Source organism: Streptomyces sp. V1I1, from assembly GCF_030817355.1.
In the GTDB taxonomy this organism is placed as follows: Bacteria; Actinomycetota; Actinomycetes; order Streptomycetales; family Streptomycetaceae; genus Streptomyces.
Genome location: NZ_JAUSZH010000001.1, coordinates 4,242,884 through 4,262,056, shown reverse-complemented (window position 1 = coordinate 4,262,056; position 19,173 = coordinate 4,242,884). Strand labels below are relative to the sequence as shown.

The 19,173-nt window shown below is 71.7% G+C and carries 21 protein-coding genes, 1 tRNA gene and 1 pseudogene; 15 read left to right on the top strand and 8 right to left on the bottom strand.

Annotated elements, in window-relative coordinates:
* The first annotated feature begins 43 nt into the window (after positions 1-43).
* From QFZ67_RS20035 to QFZ67_RS20025, 3 genes are read left to right on the top strand one after another with little or no spacing between them, the layout of a single operon-like run.
* Entirely contained in the window at positions 44-1,228 is a 1,185-nt protein-coding gene (locus QFZ67_RS20035) for an MFS transporter (protein ID WP_307665902.1), read from the top strand.
* Positions 1,225-1,623, top strand: a complete 399-nt coding sequence (locus QFZ67_RS20030; RefSeq protein ID WP_307662452.1) for a hypothetical protein — start codon at positions 1,225-1,227, stop codon at positions 1,621-1,623. Before QFZ67_RS20035 ends, QFZ67_RS20030 begins: the two co-directional genes overlap by 4 nt.
* The gene (locus QFZ67_RS20025) at positions 1,571-2,164 is read left to right on the top strand and encodes a hypothetical protein (protein ID WP_307662451.1); all 594 of its coding nucleotides are present in this window, start codon (positions 1,571-1,573) and stop codon (positions 2,162-2,164) included. Before QFZ67_RS20030 ends, QFZ67_RS20025 begins: the two co-directional genes overlap by 53 nt.
* Here the strand turns inward: QFZ67_RS20025 and QFZ67_RS20020 are convergent.
* Positions 2,161-3,354, bottom strand: a complete 1,194-nt coding sequence (locus tag QFZ67_RS20020) for an acyl-CoA dehydrogenase family protein (RefSeq protein WP_307665901.1) — start codon at positions 3,352-3,354, stop codon at positions 2,161-2,163. The two genes, QFZ67_RS20025 and QFZ67_RS20020, sit on opposite strands and share 4 nt — an antisense overlap.
* A gap of 114 nt (positions 3,355-3,468) precedes the next feature.
* Here QFZ67_RS20020 and QFZ67_RS20015 point away from each other — a divergent pair, with 114 nt between their 5' ends.
* On the top strand, positions 3,469-5,289 hold the full coding sequence (locus QFZ67_RS20015; RefSeq protein ID WP_307662450.1) for a CoA transferase: 1,821 nt from the start codon (positions 3,469-3,471) through the stop codon (positions 5,287-5,289).
* Positions 5,286-6,944 carry a class I adenylate-forming enzyme family protein gene (locus QFZ67_RS20010; protein ID WP_307662449.1) on the top strand — a complete coding sequence of 553 codons (1,659 nt, stop codon included), beginning with the start codon at positions 5,286-5,288 and terminating at the stop codon, positions 6,942-6,944. The genes QFZ67_RS20015 and QFZ67_RS20010 overlap by 4 nt, the downstream gene beginning before the upstream one ends.
* 60 nt (positions 6,945-7,004) lie before the next feature.
* On the opposite strand, the gene QFZ67_RS20005 is transcribed toward QFZ67_RS20010, so the two are convergent.
* The 6 genes from QFZ67_RS20005 to QFZ67_RS19980 form a co-directional block, all read right to left on the bottom strand.
* Positions 7,005-7,811: a metal ABC transporter solute-binding protein, Zn/Mn family gene (locus tag QFZ67_RS20005; RefSeq protein ID WP_307662448.1), complete on the bottom strand. Its 807-nt coding sequence runs from the start codon at positions 7,809-7,811 to the stop codon at positions 7,005-7,007.
* Positions 7,766-8,635 (bottom strand): metal ABC transporter permease, encoded by an 870-nt coding sequence (locus QFZ67_RS20000; RefSeq protein ID WP_307662447.1) that lies wholly within the window; start codon positions 8,633-8,635, stop codon positions 7,766-7,768. Before QFZ67_RS20000 ends, QFZ67_RS20005 begins: the two co-directional genes overlap by 46 nt.
* A complete protein-coding gene (locus tag QFZ67_RS19995) occupies positions 8,632-9,267 on the bottom strand; it encodes a metal ABC transporter ATP-binding protein (RefSeq protein ID WP_307662446.1) in 636 nt (211 codons plus the stop codon). The genes QFZ67_RS20000 and QFZ67_RS19995 overlap by 4 nt, the downstream gene beginning before the upstream one ends.
* An 83-nt stretch (positions 9,268-9,350) precedes the next feature.
* Positions 9,351-9,866, bottom strand: a complete 516-nt coding sequence (locus QFZ67_RS19990; protein WP_307662445.1) for a copper chaperone PCu(A)C — start codon at positions 9,864-9,866, stop codon at positions 9,351-9,353.
* Entirely contained in the window at positions 9,847-12,132 is a 2,286-nt protein-coding gene (locus tag QFZ67_RS19985; RefSeq protein ID WP_307662444.1) for a cation-translocating P-type ATPase, read from the bottom strand. The genes QFZ67_RS19990 and QFZ67_RS19985 overlap by 20 nt, the downstream gene beginning before the upstream one ends.
* A complete protein-coding gene (locus QFZ67_RS19980; RefSeq protein ID WP_307662443.1) occupies positions 12,129-12,320 on the bottom strand; it encodes a hypothetical protein in 192 nt (63 codons plus the stop codon). The genes QFZ67_RS19985 and QFZ67_RS19980 overlap by 4 nt, the downstream gene beginning before the upstream one ends.
* Positions 12,321-12,497: 177 nt before the next feature.
* Here QFZ67_RS19980 and QFZ67_RS19975 point away from each other — a divergent pair, with 177 nt between their 5' ends.
* The 4 genes from QFZ67_RS19975 (at position 12,498) to QFZ67_RS19960 (ending at position 16,116) form a co-directional block, all read left to right on the top strand.
* Positions 12,498-13,085: an HhH-GPD-type base excision DNA repair protein gene (locus QFZ67_RS19975; RefSeq protein ID WP_307662442.1), complete on the top strand. Its 588-nt coding sequence runs from the start codon at positions 12,498-12,500 to the stop codon at positions 13,083-13,085.
* Between the two features lie 187 nt (positions 13,086-13,272).
* Positions 13,273-14,799 (top strand): M28 family metallopeptidase, encoded by a 1,527-nt coding sequence (locus QFZ67_RS19970; RefSeq protein ID WP_307665900.1) that lies wholly within the window; start codon positions 13,273-13,275, stop codon positions 14,797-14,799.
* A gap of 274 nt (positions 14,800-15,073) precedes the next feature.
* A complete protein-coding gene (locus tag QFZ67_RS19965; protein WP_003955420.1) occupies positions 15,074-15,370 on the top strand; it encodes a type II toxin-antitoxin system VapB family antitoxin in 297 nt (98 codons plus the stop codon).
* A gap of 113 nt (positions 15,371-15,483) precedes the next feature.
* Entirely contained in the window at positions 15,484-16,116 is a 633-nt protein-coding gene (locus QFZ67_RS19960; RefSeq protein ID WP_307662441.1) for a LytR C-terminal domain-containing protein, read from the top strand.
* Position 16,117: 1 nt separating this feature from the next.
* Here QFZ67_RS19960 and upp read toward each other — a convergent pair whose 3' ends face one another.
* Positions 16,118-16,753, bottom strand: a complete 636-nt coding sequence (gene upp / locus QFZ67_RS19955; RefSeq protein ID WP_307662440.1) for a uracil phosphoribosyltransferase — start codon at positions 16,751-16,753, stop codon at positions 16,118-16,120.
* 120 nt (positions 16,754-16,873) lie between these two features.
* On the opposite strand from upp, the gene QFZ67_RS19950 reads away from it, so the two are divergent.
* The 6 genes and pseudogenes from QFZ67_RS19950 (at position 16,874) to QFZ67_RS19925 (ending at position 19,028) form a co-directional block, all read left to right on the top strand.
* Complete coding sequence (locus QFZ67_RS19950) at positions 16,874-17,065, top strand: hypothetical protein (RefSeq protein ID WP_307662439.1); 192 nt, start codon at positions 16,874-16,876, stop codon at positions 17,063-17,065.
* A gap of 142 nt (positions 17,066-17,207) precedes the next feature.
* On the top strand, positions 17,208-17,738 hold the full coding sequence (locus tag QFZ67_RS19945) for a hypothetical protein (RefSeq protein ID WP_307662438.1): 531 nt from the start codon (positions 17,208-17,210) through the stop codon (positions 17,736-17,738).
* 62 nt (positions 17,739-17,800) lie between these two features.
* A pseudogene (gene tadA, locus QFZ67_RS19940) lies at positions 17,801-18,230 on the top strand (tRNA adenosine(34) deaminase TadA).
* A gap of 88 nt (positions 18,231-18,318) precedes the next feature.
* Positions 18,319-18,403, top strand: a tRNA-Ser gene (locus tag QFZ67_RS19935).
* Between the two features lie 157 nt (positions 18,404-18,560).
* Positions 18,561-18,725: a hypothetical protein gene (locus tag QFZ67_RS19930; protein ID WP_307662437.1), complete on the top strand. Its 165-nt coding sequence runs from the start codon at positions 18,561-18,563 to the stop codon at positions 18,723-18,725.
* A 9-nt stretch (positions 18,726-18,734) separates the two neighbouring features.
* On the top strand, positions 18,735-19,028 hold the full coding sequence (locus QFZ67_RS19925) for a Dabb family protein (RefSeq protein WP_307662436.1): 294 nt from the start codon (positions 18,735-18,737) through the stop codon (positions 19,026-19,028).
* Positions 19,029-19,173 lie beyond the last annotated feature (145 nt).

Genomic DNA, 19,173 nt, shown 5'->3' with positions numbered 1-19,173 from the left:
CAACAGGAATGGAGAGGTGCCTGTGAGGGCGGAGCAGATAGTGATGGGCGCCGCGGCGGGCACGAGCCGTGGGACGAGCGCCACGACGGCTCTGCTGACCTGCGCCATGGCGTTCTCGATGATGCAGTTGTTCCTGCTCGGGGCGCTGGGCCCGCGGCTGGTGGACGAGCTGGATGTATCGCCCACCGTGCTCGGTCTGACGACGACCATCGGCTTCGGCGCCGCGGCCGTGCTCTCGCCGGTCGGCGGCCGCGTGGTCGACCGGGTGGGACCGCGCCGCTGTCTGGTCGCGCTGCTCCTCGTCTCCGCCATGGCGCTGGCGCTGATCGGATCGGCGCCCGGCGTCGGACTGCTGCTGGCGGCGGTCGCGCTCGGCGGGCTCCCGCAGGCGCTGGCCAACCCGGCCACCAACAAGGCGATCCTGGCCACGGTGCCGCCCCGGCGGCGCGGCTCGGTGACCGGGATGAAGCAGTCGGGCGTACAGCTCGGGGCGTTCGCCGCCGGACTGCCGCTCGCCGCGCTGGCCGGGGTCGCGGGCTGGCGGGGAGCGGTGTGGACGGCAGCGGGTGCGGCGGCGGGAGCGGCCCTCTGGGCGGCGCGAGGGCTGCCTGCCGATCCGCCGCCGGTCGCCGCCGGACCGCGCTCGTCGCTGGTGCCCCGGGGCGCGATCGCCTGGCTCGCGGTGTTCTCACTGCTGCTGGGCTGCGGGATCGCGTCGGTCAATACGTACCTGGCGCTGTACGGCGCGCAGCGGCTCGGCCTCGGCCCCACGGCCGCCGGTGCGCTCGTGGCCGTACTGGGTGTCGCGGGTGTCGCGGGCCGGGTGGGCTGGTCGAAGGTGGCCGGAGATGCAGGCCGTGCCGTGTGGCTGCCGGGCGGTCTCGCTGCGGGCTCGGTGGCGGCGGCGCTGCTGCTGGCGGGCGCGTCCTTCGTGCACCCGCTGGCGTGGGTCGCGGCGGTCGCCGTCGGCGTCTTCGCGGTCGCCGCCAACGCGGTGTCGATGGTGCTGGTCATGCAGCGGGCGGCGCCCGGGCGGGCGGGGCAGGACTCGGCGCTGGTCTCGGCGGGGTTCTTCGCCGGGTTCGCGGTCGGACCGCCGCTGTTCGGGCTGCTGGCCGAGTCCGGGCACTACGGGCCCGGGTGGGTGCTGGTCGCGGGTGAGTTCGCGGGGGCGTGTGCGGTCGCGGTGTGCTGGGCCGTACGGGACCGGCGCGAGGCGCGGGCGTGAGTACGCCGCCGAATACGCCGCCGAATACGCCACATTGGGCCGAGCCCGCCCTGGCCAGGGTCCTCGAACGGGTCGCCGTGACCCGGACCGGAGTCGGCGACCGGTTCCCGCTGTACGCGGACCAGGAGACCGGGCTGTGGACGACGACCAGGCGCGGCTCGTGGACCGGCGGGTTCTGGGCGGGGCTGCTGTGGCTGCGGGCCCGGCACACCGGTGACGTACGCGACCGGGAGGCGGCCCGGGCCACCGCGATGCGGCTCGCCGACTGGGCAGGGGCCGACACCGCGACCCGCGGCCTGATCCTCTGGTACGGCACCGCCCCTCGCAGACGACCCGGGGGCCGTGGCGCTGCAAGAGCGCGCGGCACGCGCCTGCCTCGACGCGTACGACCATGAACTCGGGCTGGTTCCTTGGGGATCGGCCTTCGGCGACCCCCGGCGCGTGGCGCGCGTGGACGGCGCACCGGGCATGGTGCCACTGCTCGCGTCGGTGAACGCCAAAGCGGCCGAATCGCATCTGCGCGCGCATCTCGGACTCGGCTCGCCCGGGTGGAGCCGTGGCCGTGCCTGGTTGCTGCTCGCGGTGGCGGACGGACTGCGGTGCCTGGATATGCCCGATCTTCGCGGTACGGCAGGGGAGTTGACGCCTTCGCGACGTGTTCCGCCCGCTACCGAGGAGCGTCCCGACGGGCCCCTCGACACCTCCGCCGCCGCCATCACAGCTGTGGCCCTGCTCAAACTCGGGCAGCACGAGCATGCCGTCGCGGTGCTGGAAGAGCTCGTACGCGTACATCTGGCGGCCAACGGCTCGCTGCGGCACGGCTGCTACGACCTTGACAGTGGCACCGCCACACGGCACGAGCTGGTGTGGGGCAGCTTCTTTCTGGCGTTCGGGCTGGCCGTGCTGACGGGGCTCGTCGACGCCCACTCCGCCTAGGACGTACGCAGCACCCGCCGCGCCACGGAAGTGATGTGCAGTTCGTCCGGGCCGTCGAGTATCCGCGCCATCCGTCCCGTACGGAACAGCGCGGGCAGCGCCGTGTCGGGGCCGAGACCCGCCGCGCCGTGCACCTGGATCGCCGCGTCCGCGACCTGCTGGAGCATGCGCGCCGCCGCGACCTTCGCCAGGCCCACCTCCACATGGGCCTCGCGCCCGGCGTCGAGGTGCGCCACCGCCTCGTACACCAGCGGGCGCGTGGTGCGCAGGGCAAGCAGCCCCTCGAAGATATGGCGCTGGACGAGCTGGAGGTCACCGAGCGGTCCGCCTGACCGGCCTGACCGGGTACGGGTGATCGCCCGCTCGCGCATCAGGTCGAAGGCGCGGCCTGCCTGGCCGAGCCAGCGCAGACAGCGCAGGGTGCGGCCGAGCTGGAGCCGCTCGCCGGCGATCGCCAGGGCCTTGCCGCGTTCGCCGAGCAGATGGTCGCCGTCCACGGGCACCGCGTCCAGGGCGATCTCCCACTGGCCGCCCGCCCCCAGCACGGGCAGTTCGCGCACCACCCGGAAGCCGGGCGAGTCCGTGCCGACGAGCAGCAGCGAAAGACCTTCGCGGTCCGGCGGGACACCGTCGGTGCGGGCGAGGACGGTGACCAGGTCGGCGTCGGCGGCAGCGCTGGTGAACCACTTGCGGCCGCTGACGCGCCACGTGCCGTCCACGGCGGGCTCGGCCCGGGTTTCGGTGAGGAAGGGGTCGGTGCCGGGGGTTTCGGGTTCGGTCATGGCGTAGCAGGAGCGGATCTCGCCCGCGACCAGCCGCTTCAGATACTGGTCGCGTACGCGCGCGCTGCCGTGCCGCCGCAGCATCAGCACGTCGAGCAGGGACGCGGAGCCGAGTACGACCGGCCCGTGGTCGCTGGCGCCCTCAGCCTCTGCGATATGCGCGTACGACAGGAGGGGCAGCCCCTGGCCGCCGAGTTCGGCGGGCAGGGGCAGCGCCCACAGGCCCTGCTCCTGGGCCTCGTGCCGGAGCCCGCGCAGCACGGCGGCGGCGTCCGGGCCGCCCAGGTCGAGCACCGGCTCCCGCGGCATGACCCGGTCCCGTACGAAGTCAGCGACCCGGTCCCTCAACTCCCGTACGTCGGGCGGACACGGGGGAAGTCCAGCTTTCGCCGACGCCTCGCGCTGCACCACTTTCCGCCGCCTTCCGGGAACCCATGGGAACGACTGTCCGACTGCCTCTCACACGGAACTGGTCGGGCGCGACGGCTCCCGGGTTCCCACCACTTCGGGGAGAGCAGAGGCATGGCATCAGGCACCGCATCACCGGGCACCAAGCGCGCGGTCCGGCCGCTGGACGGACTGCGGGTGCACAAATCGGGGCCGCCGGGGCCGGGCGCCGGGCTTGTGGCGGAGCATCTGCGGCTGCTGGGCGCGGAGCCCCCGAGCGCCTTGGGCTCTCATGCCGTCGGTTCGCATGCCGTCGGTTCTCATGTCGCCGGTTCTCATGTCGTCGTCGAGGGCGCCGGGTTCGACGGGCTCGCCGCCCGGGCCGTATGGAGCGAGGCCGCGGGCGGCCTCACCGACGAGGCCACCGTGCAGGCCGCCACCGGGATCATGGCGGTGCACGGGCGGCGCGACGGCCGCCCGCGCGGCATCGCGGCCGACTACGCCGCCACCGCCACCGCCGTACTGACCGTGCAGGGCTTGCTGGCGGGGCTGCTGGCCCAGGCGCGCGGCGGACAGGTCGCGCAGGTGTCGACCAGCGCCGACCGGGCCGGGCTGCTGGCCGTCTCGCAGTATCTGGCGGCGGCAGGAGCGGAGGAGGGCGAGGCGGCCGAACTCGCCCCGGGCGGGCCGCCCTTCACCTCCGCCGAAGGGACCGTCTTCGAGCTCGAGACCCTGGACCCGGGAGCGTGGGCCGCGTTCTGGCGCACGCTCGGCGCTCCGGAAGAAGCGATACGGGCCGGCTGGCGGCCCTTCCAGTTCCGTTACGCCACGGCCTGCGCGCCCTTCGCCGAAGTCCTGCACACCACCGTCAACGGATGTTCCTGGGAGCGGATCCGGTACGCCGCCGAGGCCTCCGGCGCGGAAGTGTGCCCTTTGCGCTCCCTCGCCGACCGGGGCATCGCGGGCGCGCCGCCGTGGGCGCTGACCTCGTACGAAGCGTCATACTCCTCGAGATACTCCTCGAGCACACCCCCGCTCGGCCTGCCGCTCGCCGGGCTGACCGTCCTGGAGGCCGGACGGCGCATCCAGGCCCCGCTGTCCGCACACCTGTTGGGCCTGCTCGGCGCGGAGGTCGTCCGTATCGAGCCGCCGGGCGGCGACCCGTTGCGCGGTATGCCGCCCGCCTGCTCCGGGATCTCGGCGCGCTGGCTCGCGCTCAACCGGGGCAAGGAGGCCGTCGAGGTCGACATCAAGTCGGACCACGACCGGCGGCGACTGCGCGAGATGGCGGCCGGCGCCGACGTCTTCCTGCACAACTGGGCGCCGGGCAAGGCCGCCGAGCTCGGCCTCGACCGTGAGCAGCTGGCCGCCGCCAACCCCGCACTCGTCTACGCGTACACCAGCGGCTGGGCGAACCGGCTGCACGCGGCGCTTATGGGCACCGACTTCATGGTGCAGGCCCATACGGGTGTCGGCGAGGCGGTCCGGCCGGCCGACGAGCCGCCCGCGCCGTCCCTGATGACCCTGCTCGATGTGCTCGGCGGGCTGCTCGGTGCGGAGGCTGTGCTGGCCGGGCTGCTGCTGCGGGAGCGCACCGGCAACGGCGTACGGGTGGACTCATCCCTCCTCGGGGCGGCCGACGTCCTCACCGCGCCCGCGCTCCGTCGTCTCGCGGACGGCCGGGGCGCGCGCCGTCCCGCCGGGTTCCGCCGCCCCTTGCCCACCGCCGACGGCTGGATCGCGCCCGCCGACTCCTGCGCGGTCGCGGCCGCGGCGTACGACCTGTGCGAACTGCCCACGGCCGAGGCGCTGGCGCGGCTGCGAGCGCACGGACTGACCGCGACCGCGGTCACCGCCGATCTGGCGGCTCTGCACGACGACCCACGCTTCGCCGGCTCGATCAGCCGCGACGCGCATGGTGCCCCTGCCGTTCCCGACCCCTGGAGCTTCCTGTGACCGTCGCCCTGCACGACCTGCTGCCCGCCGAGCTGCGCCGCTCCTGGACGGTCGACGGCACCTGCCCCGACCTCGACATGTACAGCCTCTACCGGGCGCGCCAGATCGCCGACCTGCATCGCACCGCGGTGATCGACGCCAAGGGGAAACTCTGTTACACGGCACTCGACCGCAAGGTGCGATGTCTGGCCGCCGGCCTCACCGGCCTGGGCATACGCCCGGGCGATGTGGTCGGCGTACAGCTTCCGGGCGGCCGCAACGCCGTCATCGCCGACTTGGCGCTGGCCGCGATCGGCGCGGTCGCGCTGCCGTTCCCGGTGGGCCGGGGCGGGCGCGAGGCGGCCTCGCTGCTGAGCAGATCCGAGGCGGTCGCCGTGATCGCCGCCATCGAGAACCGGGGCTGCCCGCACGCCGCCGATCTGGTCGGCCTCGCCGCCGAACTGCCTGCCCTGAGCACGGTGATCGCCGCCGGACGCGGCGACGCGCCGGAAGGCTCCGTACCGCTGTCGCAGCTGCTGCGTACGGACGCGAGCGCCTTCGTCCCGGCCCGCCCGGACCCCGAGTCCGCCGTACGCATCCTGGTCTCGTCGGGCTCCGAGGCCGAGCCCAAAATGATCGCGTACTCGCACAACGCGCTGGCCGGCGGCCGCGGTAACTTCCTGGCATCCCTGCTGAAGGACGGGCAGCCGCCGCGCTGCCTCTTCCTCGTCCCACTCGCCTCCGCCTTCGGCAGCAACGGCACGGCGGTCGTCCTCGCCCGGCACGGCGGAACCCTCGTCCTGCTCGACCACTTCACGCCAGAGGCGGCCCTGGACGCCATCGCCGAGCACGAGCCGACTCATGTGCTGGGCGTGCCGACGATGATCCGGATGATGCTCGACCGGCTGGCCGAGCAGCCGCGCGAACTCCCGGCGCCCACCGCGCTGGTGCTCGGCGGCTCGGTCCTCGACGCAGCCACCGCGGACGAGGCGCGCCGCGTTTTCGGCTGCCCGGTGGTCAATCTGTACGGGTCGGCGGACGGCGTCAACTGCCATACGGGGCTTGGCGACGACGCTCTACAGTCGGCCGGGCCCGGCGTGCTCGCGGGCCACCCCGACCCGCGCGTCGCGGACATCCGGATCGCGGTCCCGGACACCCGCGAGATGGAGGAGGTGCCCGCGGGAACGGTCGGCGAGATCGTCGCCCGCGGCCCGATGACCCCGCTCTGCTATGTCGGCGCGCCCGAGCTCGATGCCCGCTACCGCACGGCCGACGGCTGGGTGCGCACCGGAGACCTCGGCATCCTGCCGGAGGACGGCGCGCTGCGGGTCGTGGGCCGCCTGAAGGACGTGGTGATCCGCGGCGGCGCGAACATCAGCCCCGCCGAGGTCGAGATCGAACTGGCCGCGCATCCGGGGATACGGGACGTGGTGTGCGTCGGCGTCCCGGACCCGCTGATGGGCGAGCGGCTCGCGGCCTGCTTGGTCACCCGGGACGGCCACGCCCCCACGCTCGACGACCTGCGCGCCCACCTCGACGCCCGCGGCCTGGAGCGCCGCAAGTACCCGGAACGCCTGCTGGTGGTGGCGGCGGTTCCACTGACCCCGGCGGGCAAGCCGGACCGGGCGTCCCTGCGGGAGCAGTTCGCCGGTGATCCGTTGGTTCAGGCGGTCTGACCCGCGGGTCCGTCCTCAATCGCCGGACGGGCTTGAAATCAAGCCCGGCCGGCGCAGGGCTCAGGCGGCCTGGGCCATCGCCTTCTTCAGCGCCGACGCCGCATCGCGGTACACCGGCAGCAGATCCAGGTCTTTCCCCGGGAAGTTGACGATCTTCACCTGCTTCGCGCCCGTGTCGGGCAGCACCGTCCCCGTCGACATATGCGCGTTGTCCAGAACCAGCGCGGGCTTCTTCGCCGACAGGTCCGAGAGCTGCTTCGCGGTCACGGCCTCGGGACCGTACGTCCCAACCACCTCCGCGCCCGCCAGCTTCGCCGACCACGCCGTGAAAACCTGCGTGACGACAGCCGGAGCCTTGCCGCCCGGCCACGCCGCCTTCAACTCCCACTGCAGATCCGCGTACTGCGTCCCGAACGTCTTCTGCCACGTCGCTGCCGCGTCCTGCGTGCCGAACAGCTTGCCCAGCCGGGCCACTTCCGCGCTCGCCTTGTCCGCGTCGTTGTCGAGATTCACCTCGACCAGCTCGGCCTCCGAGCCCGCCGCCTCCTTGATCTTCTCGGCGTACGGCTCGAAGGGCGCGTAGAGGACGAAGTCGGCGTCGGCCACCGCCGCGAGGTCGGACGGCTTCGGGTCGTAGTCGGGGGCGTGCTGCACCGACTGCGGAACGATGACCTTGACGTCCTTCGCACCCGCGGCCTTGGCGAAAGCGCCCTCCCAGGTCGTGGTGGCCACGACCACCGGAGCCCCGTCGTGAGCGTGCCCACCGTCGCCGGACTTGGCGTCCGAACTGCCGCAGCCCGCGGTGAGAAGCAGTACGGCGGTCAGTGGTGCAAAAAGGTATGCGAGGCGGACGCGGTTGCGCGCCATGGGCGGGTTCTCCGTTCGGGTACGAGATGGACGCCGAGGGCCACGGCCCCCGCCGTCAGGACGAGGACCGGGCCTGGCGGCAGGTCCAGCCAGAGGGCGACGAGGAAGCCGGTCGCGTTGACCGCGACGCCGATGGCGACGGCCCACGCTGTGATCGACTTCAGCGAGGAGCCCAGGCGCCGCGCGGCGAGCGCGGGCAGCAGGGTCAGCGCGTCGACGAGCAGCGCGCCGGTCAGTTTGATCGCGCCGGCGACGGCCACCGCGACCAGGACGAGCAGGAGGAGCGTCAGCCGCTCGACCCGCACGCCTGAGCAGAGGGCGAGTTCACGGTCGTACAGCAGCAGGGCGATGTCACGCCGCCGCCACCAGAAGAGCCCCGGCACCAGGACGGCGAGCGTCCCCAGCACCCACAGGTCAGCCGTGCCCACCGAGAGGATCGAGCCCCACAGCAGCGCGAACGCGCCCGCGGCGTTGACCCCCGAGACGGCGAGCACCAGCAGTGCGGCCGCGATGGCGAGACTCATCAACAGGCCCATCGCGCCGGAGAGTCCGTCCGGTGTACGGGCGAGCGGCGCGACTCCGGCGCCGGCGAGCGCACACGCGAGAAGCGCACACAGCATGGGGTCGAGGCCGGTCAGAAGGCCCACGGCGATCCCCAGCAGAGCCACGTGCATCATCGCGAAGCGCACCGGCATGATGTCGAGCCCTGCGATCACCACGCCGATGACCGGTAGCCCGACGGCGGCCAGCAGCAGGGCCACGCCGGCCCGTTGAACGGGGACGAGCTGCAGCAGGGCCCCGATGTCGGCGGTGGCGAGAGTCATCCGGCCTCCCGCAGCCGCCCGGCGGCCATCTCGAGCACCCGCTCACAGCGGTCGGCCAGCGCCCGGTCGTGGGTCACCACGACGAGGGTCGCGGGCAGCGCCAGCAGTACGTCGGCCGCCTCTTCCTGACCGGCGAAGTCGAGCGCGGCGGTGGGCTCGTCGGCCAGCAGCACTCCGGCCCCGGCGGCGACGGAACCGACCGCCCGCGCCAGATACATACGCTGCAACTGCCCCCCGGACAGGGTGTGCAGCGGCCGCCGGGCCAGCTGCCCAACGCCCAGCTTCTCCGCGGCGTCCGCCGACTCCGCGGGAGCTCCGCTGCTCGCCAGCAACTCCCCTGCTTGCAGCGGGAACCGCCCGGCCGCGGGCTTCTGCGGAATCCACGCACACGCCCGCCGCCGCCATGCCCACTCGGCGGCCGTACGCGCCTGCCGCCCGCCGACCAGGATCTCGCCGTCGGCCGTGCGGTGCAGACCGAGCAGGGCCCGCAGCAGCGTGGTCTTGCCGGATCCATTGGTGCCGGTCAGCGCCACGCGCTCACCGGCAGCGACGTCGAGATCGACGCCGCTTACGGCATCCACGCGGCCGTGCCGGCAGCCGACGTGGCGCATCCGGATGTCCAGCCCGCCCATTCCACCTCCCAGGTCACGGGAGAGGAGTCGGACGACGGGGCGGGTCGGTTCCCGCGCTTTGCCAGGTCACTGACCGCACCAGGTCACTCCCCGGCCCGCACCACCACCGCCACCGCCCGCACCGTACTCGCGTCCCCGAACCGCAGGACGAACTCGACCCGCTCGCCCAGCTTCAGCTCCGGCGGGTCCTCGACCATCACGTCCCCCACCGCCGGGGACATCTTCAGCTCACCGCCCGCGGGCACCTTCAGCGCGGACACCGCCTCCATCCGGCCCGCGCCGTCCGTCTCGACGTCCCGGGCCAGCATGGTGGGGGAGCCGAGCAGCGGGGCGTCGACCGATACCAGGGTGGCGTCGGTGCCGCCGGTGTTGCGCAGGTCGATGTAGGCCACCGTGTCCCGGTCCGGGAGCGGCTGGACGAGGCGGGCGCGGGTGACGGTGATCTCGGCGGGCGGGGTGCCGGCCGCGCCGCTCGTCACGTAGGCCGTGAGCAGGGCGAGCGTCACGGCGCAGGCCGCCACCGGGATCAAGACGGCCGCGGCCACGGCTGCCCGGGGCCCGGGGAGGTCGTCGGAGCCTTCAGCGGAGGCTGAGGTCATCGGAGCCCCTCCGGGCGTCGGCGGCGGAACGGTGGGTGACGCGCGCGGGGTTCGCGGGCCGGGTGCGTGGCTGGGACCTGTGGGTGCGCAGCCGAAGGCTGTTGCCGACGACCAGCACGGAGCTGGCGGACATCGCGAGCGCCGCGAACATCGGGTTGAGCCAGCCGGTCGCGGCCAGCGGCACGGTGACCACGTTGTAGCCGAAGGCCCAGACGAGATTGGCCCGGATCGTGGTGAGCGTGCGGCGGGTGAGGAGTACCGCCGCGACGACCGCCGCCATGTCCTCCCGTACGAGAGTGATGTCGGCGGCCCCGATCGCCGCGTCAGTGCCGCTGCCCATGGTGATGCCGAGGTCCGCGGATGCGAGGGCGGCCGCGTCGTTGACGCCGTCGCCGATCACCGCGACGTGCCGCCCCTCGGCGCGCAGCGAGGCGACCAGCTCCGCCTTGCCCTCGGGGCTGACGCCCGCGTGCACGGAGGTGATGCTCAGCTCACGGGCGACCGCCCGCGCCGCGGCCGGTCCGTCGCCGGTCACCAGGACCGGCTCGATGCCCAGGCGCTTCAGCTTGGTCACCGCGGCGCCGCTGGAGGGCCGCACGGTGTCCCCGACGGCGAGCAGAGCCACGGGCCGGGAGTCGATCTCGACGACGACCGCCGTGTGTCCTGCCTCCTCGGCGCGCAGCAGGCCGGTGTGCAGGGCGTCCGGGAGCGGGCCCGCCGCGCGTGGACTGCGTACGGAGATCTCCCGGCCCTCGACCCGGCCGTGCACGCCCTCGCCCCGCACGGCCCGGAAGCCGGCCACCTCGGGCAGCTTGTCCTCGCCGGTCTGCTGGCGAGCGGCGGCCACCAGGGCGCGGCCGATGGGGTGTTCGGAGCCGTACTCCACCGCACCCGCGAGACGCAGCACGGCCGCGGTGTCCAGACCCTCGACGACCACCGTCTCGACGAGCGTCATACGGCCCGTGGTGAGCGTGCCCGTCTTGTCGAAGACCGCGGTGTCGACACGGCGCAGCCGCTCCAGCGCGCCCGGCTCCTTGATCAGTACGCCGAGCTGCGCACCGTGCCCCGTTGCCGCCAGGAACGCGGTGGGCGTCGCAAGGCCCAGCGCGCACGGGCAGGCCACGACGAGCACGGCGACCGCGGCGGTGACGGCCGCCTCCGGCTCGGCACCGGCCCCGAGCCAGAAGCCGAGCACGCACGCCGCGACCGTCACGATCGCCGGGACGAACACCCCGGCGATCGCGTCGGCGAGCCGCTGGATGCGCGCCTTGCCGGCCTGGGCATCGGTGACCAGCCGGGTGATACGGGCGAGTTGGGTGTCGGCTCCGACGGCGGTCGCGCGGACGACGAGCAGCCCGCCGGAGTTGACGGCACCACCCACCACACGAAAGCCGGGCCCCACTTCCACCGGTGTCGACTCACCGGTGACCAGGGAGAGATCCAGCGCCGAGCTGCCCTCGGTCACCACCCCGTCGGTGGCGATCTTCTCGCCAGGCCGGACCATGAACTCCTGCCCGGTCCGCAGCTCCGACACCGGGATACGGCGGCTGCCGCTCCCCTTCAACTCCACGTGCTTCGCTCCGAGTTCGGTGAGCGCCCGGAGCGCGGACCCGGTGCCGTGCCTGGCACGCGCCTCCAGATACCGGCCGGTGAGGACGAAGAGCGGAACGCCGACCGCGGCCTCCAGATACACATGCGCGGTTCCGCCGTCCGCGGTGGGCAGCCAGCTGAACGGCATCCGCATGTCCGGATCGCCCGCGCCGCCGAAGTACAGGGCGTACACGGACCAGAGGTAGGACGCGATCACACCGAGCGAGACGAGGGTGTCCATGGTGGCCGTGGCATGCCGCAGGCCCCGCAGCGCCCGGGCGTGGAAAGGCTCGGAGCTCCAGACGACGACGGGGCCCGCGAGACTGAAGCAGAGCCACTGCCAGTAGTCGAACTGCAGGGCGGGGACCATGGACAGGACCAGGACCGGGATCGCCAGAACGGCGGTGATCAGCAGCCGCTCGCGGCCCTCGGCCCGCTCGTCCTCGTCGTCGTCGGAAGTCTCCTCGGCCGGTGGCGGCGGCAACTGGGCGGTGTAGCCCGCACGTTCCACCGTGGAGATCAGCTCGTCCTCGCCCACCTCGGGCGGATGCGCGATCCGGGCCAGGCCGGTGGCCAGATTGACGGTGGCTCTCACCCCGTCGATGCGGTTCAGCTTCTTCTCGACCCGGGCCACGCACGCCGCGCACGTCATGCCGCCGACCAGCAGGTCCGTCATCGGCCCTCCCCCGCGCCATGCATGCCGGGCATGCCGGGCATGCGGTCGGGACCCTCCTCGACGCGGTGCAGCCCCGGCGCCACCGGACCGACGGCACGCCCCACCGCGTACGAGACGGCCGTCAGCGCGAGCACCAGGAGCACGAACCCCACCAGAGCCGGGGGCGCGGGTATCCGTGAAGTCCTCATGCGTCCATACCGTAAGGGGGTATGGACGCGAGGCGAACCCCCCGGCGCTGTGAGGAAGAACAGCGCCCCCGCCGGGAACCCGCGAGGGCACCGCTCCGACTGCGTCCGGTCAGATCCGACTGGCGAGTCGGCCGACGATTACTGGCGGCGCGCCCACGGCCGGGCGATCATCGGGACATGAGCCCCACGATTCATCTCGCCCAGCAGCCCGAGGCCGACGAACTGCTCGGCCGCAGTCCGCTCGCCGTCCTCGTCGGCATGCTGCTCGACCAGCAGGTCCCAATGGAGTGGGCGTTCTCCGGCCCGTACACCATCGCGCAGCGCATGGGCAGCGACGATCTCGACGCCGCCCGGATCGCCTCGTACGACCCCGATGCCTTCGCCGAACTGCTGAAGCAGAAGCCCGCCGTCCACCGCTACCCGGGAAGCATGGCCAAGCGGGTGCAGCAACTGTGCCAGTACCTGGTCGACAATTACGACGGCGATGTCAGCGCCATCTGGCGCGATGTGGCGACCGGCGACGAGTTGCTGGCGCGGCTGAAGGCGCTGCCGGGCTTCGGCGAGCAGAAGGCGAAGATCTTCCTGGCGCTGCTGGGCAAGCAGTTCGGGGTGCAGCCCAAGGGCTGGCGCGAGGCGGCCGGGGCGTACGGCGAGAAGGGCTCGTACCGCTCGGCCGCCGACATCACCGGGCCGGAGTCGCTGGCCAAGGTGCGCGCGTACAAGCAGGAGGCGAAGCGCGCCGCAAAGGCGGCCGAAGAGACCTGACGTTCCGCTGTGCTCGCTCGGCGTGTTGAAGTGGATGCATCACGTCCTGGTGTCAATGCGATGAAATGCGCCGTGAGTTGAGGCACATCTGTTCACAGAACCCGCAGAGATCGCTAACTTCCCCTCAACCTCGTACACACCGGGAAGGACCTCTGTGAAGGCAACCCATCGCAGAGCCGTGGCCACCATGGCCGCCGCCGCACTCGCGACCCCGCTCCTGCTGGCATCCGCCTCCCCCTCCGTCGCGCACCGCCACAGCCCTGGCGAGCAGGCGGCGAAGGACGCGTCGAAGCTGGCCAGGAAGCTGGTCGAAAAGTCGTCCGCCACGGACGCCTACAAGCATCTGCAGAAGTTCCAGCAGATAGCCGACACGACGGGCGGCCACCGGGCCGCGGGCACGCTGGGGCACGACGCCTCCGCCGCCTACGTCTACCAGCAGCTGAAGAAGTCCGGCTACGACGTCTCGTACCACCAGTTCGACTTCATCTACACCGAGACACAGGCCGAGAAGCTCTCGGTGCTCACGCCCGCGCCGCGCGACATCGAGATCAAGGCGATGACGTACACCAAGTCCACGCCGGTGGGCGGCATCAAGGCCGATCTGGCCGCGGTGCCCGTGGACGAGACGACCGGCTGCGAGCCCGCCGACTACGCGTCGGGGACCTTCACCGGCAAGATCGCGCTGATCAAGCGCGGCGGCTGCACCTTCGGCGCGAAGCAGGCAGCCGCGGCAGACGCGGGCGCGGCCGGCGCGATCATCTACAACAACGCCGACGGCGCGCTCGCCGGCACCCTGGGCGACTCGGCCACCGGCAAGATACCGACCGGCGGAATCACCAAGGCGGAGGGCGAGAAGCTCGCCGCCGACCTCGCCACGGGCCCGGTGAGCATCTCCTTCGAGATCCGCCAGCTGCAGCAGAAGCGCGTCACCAACAACGTCATCGCGGAGACCCGCGGCGGCAACGCGGCCAACACCGTGATGCTGGGCTCACACCTCGACTCGGTGACCGCGGGCCCCGGCATCAACGACAACGGCTCCGGCTCCGCCGGACTCCTCGAAGTCGCCCAGGAACTCGCCAAGTCCAAGTCGAAGCCCGCCAACAAGGTCCGCTTCGCCTGGTGGTCGGCGGAGGAGAACGGCCTGCTCGGCTCGGAGGCGTACGTCGCGCAGCTGAGCTCCCTGGGCAAGCAGGAGATCAAGCTCTACCTGAACTTCGACATGATCGCCTCGCCGAACTACGGGCTCTTCGTCTACGACGGCGACGACTCGGACGGCGTGGGGGCGGGTCCCGGCCCGGTCGGCTCTGCCCAACTCGAGCGCGACATCAATGAATTCCTCGACAAGCGGGGCACGCCGCACGAGGGCACGGACTTCACCGGCCGCTCCGACTACGGCCCGTTCATCGAGGTCGGCATCCCGTCCGGTGGCACGTTCACGGGCGCGGAGGGCATCAAGACCGACAAGCAGGCGGAGAAGTTCGGCGGCACGGCGGGCGTCGCGTACGACTCCTGCTACCACGCCAAGTGCGACACGATCAGCAACATCGACATGAAGGCGTTCGCCGTCAACATCGGCGTCATCGCCAACGCGGTGGGTACCTACGCCCATGACCTGAGCTCGCTGCGCAAGCCGGTGGTCACCGTCCCGACGGACGGCGACGCGGGCAGCGGCGGCGGCCTGCACGACGGTCACGGCCACGAAGTGACCGAGTAACCGGTCCGGGGGACCCCCAAGAGACTGAAACTCGTGAGAACACTTCCCCTACGTCCTGCGGGCGTAGGGGAAGTGCACGTTCAGCGCCGGCGCGGCCGTCCCGCCCGTCCCGACCCGCCCGGCCGTAGGCGCGGGCGTGTCCGTTCCGGCGCGGTCGGCGGCTGCTCGGTGACGCTCATGACACCCCCCTATTCCGGGTTTGCGTCATTTTGATCAACATTGCACTGGCGCTGCGTGGCTGCGCCAGGAGCCGCTTGACCGGTAGGCTTTCCGTGTGATCTTCAAGCGCATCGGTAACGGGCGGCCGTATCCCGACCACGGCCGGGAAAGCACCCGGCAGTGGGCGGATGTCGCGCCGCGCCCGGTCCGCCTCGATCAGCTCGTGACCACCAAGGGCCAGCTCGATCTCGAAACGCTGCTCGCCGAGGACTCCACGTTCTACGGCGACCTCTTCGCCCATGTCGTGAAGTGGCAGGGTGACCTCTACCTCGAGGACGGCCTGCACCGCGCCGTGCGCGCCGCGCTGCAGCAGCGCCAGGTGCTGCACGCCCGCGTTCTCGAGCTGGGCTGAGCCGGAGCGGCCACGGTCGCCGACTGACCCTTTCGGGCCCTTTCGGGACCGTACGGACGCAATCGGTTGATCATTTAGTAGGCATCGGCACCAGGCCGCACTACGCTGCGCCCATGAGCATGCTCACTCCCCCCGGCATGGGCGGAAAGTACCGCATCACGGGCGACAGGTACCCCCGAATGCGACGCCCGCGCAACCGCGGCAGGATCGTTGTGGCAGCCGTTGCCGCGGTGATCGCCCTCGGCCTGGCCGGCTGGGGAACGCTGCAGCTCATCGACGTCTTCACCGGCAACGGCAAGAGCACGTCCGCGGCCGTCCGCACGACGGACTGCAAGCCCTCACCCAAGCCGTCCGGCGCGCCCGTGCGGCCCGTGACGCTCAAGCCGGGCCAGATCACGGTGAACGTCTACAACGCGACTCCTCGCAGCGGCCTCGCCAAGGCGGCCGCCGACGAGCTGAAGAAGCGCGGCTTCGCCATCGGCAAGGTGGGCAATGCCCCGGCGGAGTACGACAAGAAGATCCCAGGCACCGCGATACTGCTGGGCGCGCCGGCGGCCACCAACGGCCCCTTCTCGGTGCTCGGCACCCAGCTGAAGGACGCCACGACCAAGATCGACGCCCGCACGACCCCTGACGTCGACCTGATCCTCGGCACGGCCTTCAAGACCCTGGACGCGCCGAAGGACGCGGACGCGGCCCTGGCCACGTTGGCCAACCCCGTGCCCGCGCCCTCCAGGAAGTGCTGAACTAGTCCGCCGTGCCGTACATCCGGTCGCCCGCGTCGCCGAGCCCCGGCACGATGTAGCCGTTGTCGTTGAGCCGCTCGTCGACCGAGGCGGTGACGACCGTGACCGGCGCGCCCGCCAGCTCGCGCTCCATCACCTCGACGCCCTCAGGCGCCGCCAGCAGCACGACCGCGGTCACGTCGTCCGCGCCGCGCTTGATCAACTCCCGGATCGCCGCGACGAGCGTGCCGCCGGTGGCCAGCATCGGGTCCAGGACGTACACCTGGCGGCCGGAGAGGTCCTCCGGCATCCGGGTCGCGTACGTCGACGCCTCAAGGGTCTCCTCGTTGCGGATCATCCCGAGGAAACCCACCTCGGCGGTCGGCAGCAGCCGCACCATGCCGTCGAGCATGCCCAGGCCGGCCCGCAGGATCGGCACGACCAGCGGGCGCGGGTGCGAGAGCTTCACGCCCGTCGTCCCGGTGACCGGGGTCTCGATGTCCACCTGCTCGGTGCGCACATCCCTGGTGGCCTCGTACGCGAGCAGGGTGACCAGCTCGTCGGCGAGCCGCCGGAAGGTCGGGGAATCGGTGCGCTTGTCGCGCAGCGTGGTGAGTTTGTGCGCCACCAGCGGGTGGTCGACGACATGGATCCGCATGGCGCCAACAGTAGCCCGGGCTCGCATCAAGGGAGGGTCCGGAGGGAAAGTGGTGGGGGTACCCCCAGGCCGCAGGGCCGAGGGGGAGTACGGACCCAGCCGTGGGGTGGTGTGTGGCCGATGCCGAAGCCAGAGCCTGATCCTGAGCAGTACGACATAGAAACCGAGAGCGATGCGGAGCGCAGGCGGCGACGCGCCCATTTCCTCCGCGAGCTCAATGAGGCCAAGGCACTGCGCGACCGCGTCCAGCCACGGCGGGCCCGAGCGGCCCGGATGCGCCAGCAGATGCGCATGCGGACCTTCCGCTGGTAACCGGTCGTGGTGAGAACTGATGGCCGACGCAACGACGGAAGACCTCTCGCATCGGCTTGGTTTCTGCCACGATTCCGAGTGGGCGGGGCACAGAGCATTTGCACCGCCGGTCGTCACACCTCTGATCAGTGGGAGAGTCACGGTGTACTTCGCCGCACTGCTCGCGCGCACTCAAGACGGGTGGGAAGCGAGCGACACAGAGCTCGACGATGTGGAGACCCTGTCGGATCTGACCGACCTGGCCCGCGAGGCCTCGGTGGACGAGGACACGGTGCTCGTCTACATCGAGCAGGAGGACGCTTGGTTCGGGATCATCCGGGTCGAGGGCGAGGAGGATCCTCGTATCTTCGTCTCGGACGCGGCCGCGGCCGCGCGTTCCTCGTACGGGGAAATCCTCACCAATGAACTGCTCGGCGGGGACGATGACGACCCGGCCGACGATCTGGACGCGCTGGACCTCGACGGCACGGAAGACGGAGAGCCGGACGAGGACGACGAGGAGGGCGAGTCCGCCCCGGTCGGCGAGCTGGTGCCCGCGGGACCGGTCGGCGACCGCTTCATCCTCACGGACCTGGGGCTGTCGGAGAAGGAGCTGCTGGCACTGGACACGGACGCTTTGGCGGAGATCGCGGACTCGCTGGGCGCGGCCGAGGTGCTGGAGACCGTCCGCTAGTGACTCCGGCTCCCCCATCCCCTCCCGTAGGCGATCCAGTACGCGATCCCTGGGAGGAGCCGATGCGTCTCGCCCTGGCGGAGGCGGAGCGCGCGACGCTGTCCGGCGATGTGCCGGTCGGCGCCGTCGTGCTGGCCAGGGACGGCGCGCTGCTCGCCGCCGGGCACAACGAACGCGAGGCGACCGGCGATCCGACGGCGCACGCCGAGGTGCTGGCGATCCGCAGGGCCGCGGCCCTGACCGGCGACTGGCGGCTGAGCGGCTGCACGCTCGTCGTGACGCTGGAGCCGTGCACGATGTGCGCGGGCGCGGATCGTGCAGTCCCGGGTGGACCGGGTGGTCTACGGCGCACGTGACGAGAAGGCGGGCGCGGCCGGCTCGCTCTGGGACGTCATACGGGACCGGCGGCTGAACCACCGGCCCGAGGTGATCCTCGGTGTGCTCGAGCAGGAGTGCGCGAAGCAACTGACGGACTTCTTCCGCGAGCGCTGACCGCCGCGAGCTCCGGCCGACGGGTTCCCGATACGGGTTCCCGATACGGATTTCGGAGCACGGCCCACCTTGGGCTAAGCTCTCTCCCGGTAGCGTGTCCGAGCGGCCGAAGGAGCTCGCCTCGAAAGCGAGTGTGGGGAAACTCACCGAGGGTTCAAATCCCTCCGCTACCGCTCTTGTCGAAGGGGCCCCGGTGCATCGCACCGGGGTCCCTTCGTCTTTGACGTGTGCGGCCCCCCAGTGAGGGCCGGTCCCTGGCCCGTTAGACTCACGCGACGCGCGGCCAGGGGGCTGCAGAGGCCACAGGGATCGCAGGGGAGGCAGGGGCTGATGGTGCAAACGAAGAAGATAGCTCTCTACATCGTCGTCGTCTTCGTGCTGTACACGATCATCACCTCCCCGGCCAAGGCAGCCGACCTGGTCCAGATAGGGTTCGAGGGCATTTCGAGCGCCGCGCAGGGCGTCGGAGAGTTCATGTCCGAGCTGGTCAACTAGGAGTGCCCCTTGATCCGCCATCTGGTCCTCTTCAAGCTCAATGAGGGCATCGAGCGCGACGAGCCGCGTGTACTCGCCGGTGTGAAGGCCTTCCAGGAGCTGGATGGCTTCGTACCCGAGCTGGAGTTCTGGGAGTGCGCCTGGAACATCACCGACCGGCCGATCGCCTATGACTTCGCCATCAACTCGGCAGTCGCCGACCGCGATGCGCTGAACCGGTACATCGCGCACCCGGCCCATCAGGCGGCCGCCGGACAGTGGCGCGAGTTCGCCACGTGGGTGATCGCCGACTACGAGTTCTGAGCCCCCGGCTTCCCAGGCCCCTCGCCACTCTGGCGAGGGGTTTTCTGAGGTTTAAATCCCAACTTTACCGTCAACACGGCGTTATCAGGTGCTTGCACACAGTGGACATGTCTTGTGATGCTATGACCGCTTTTGACGGATGAGT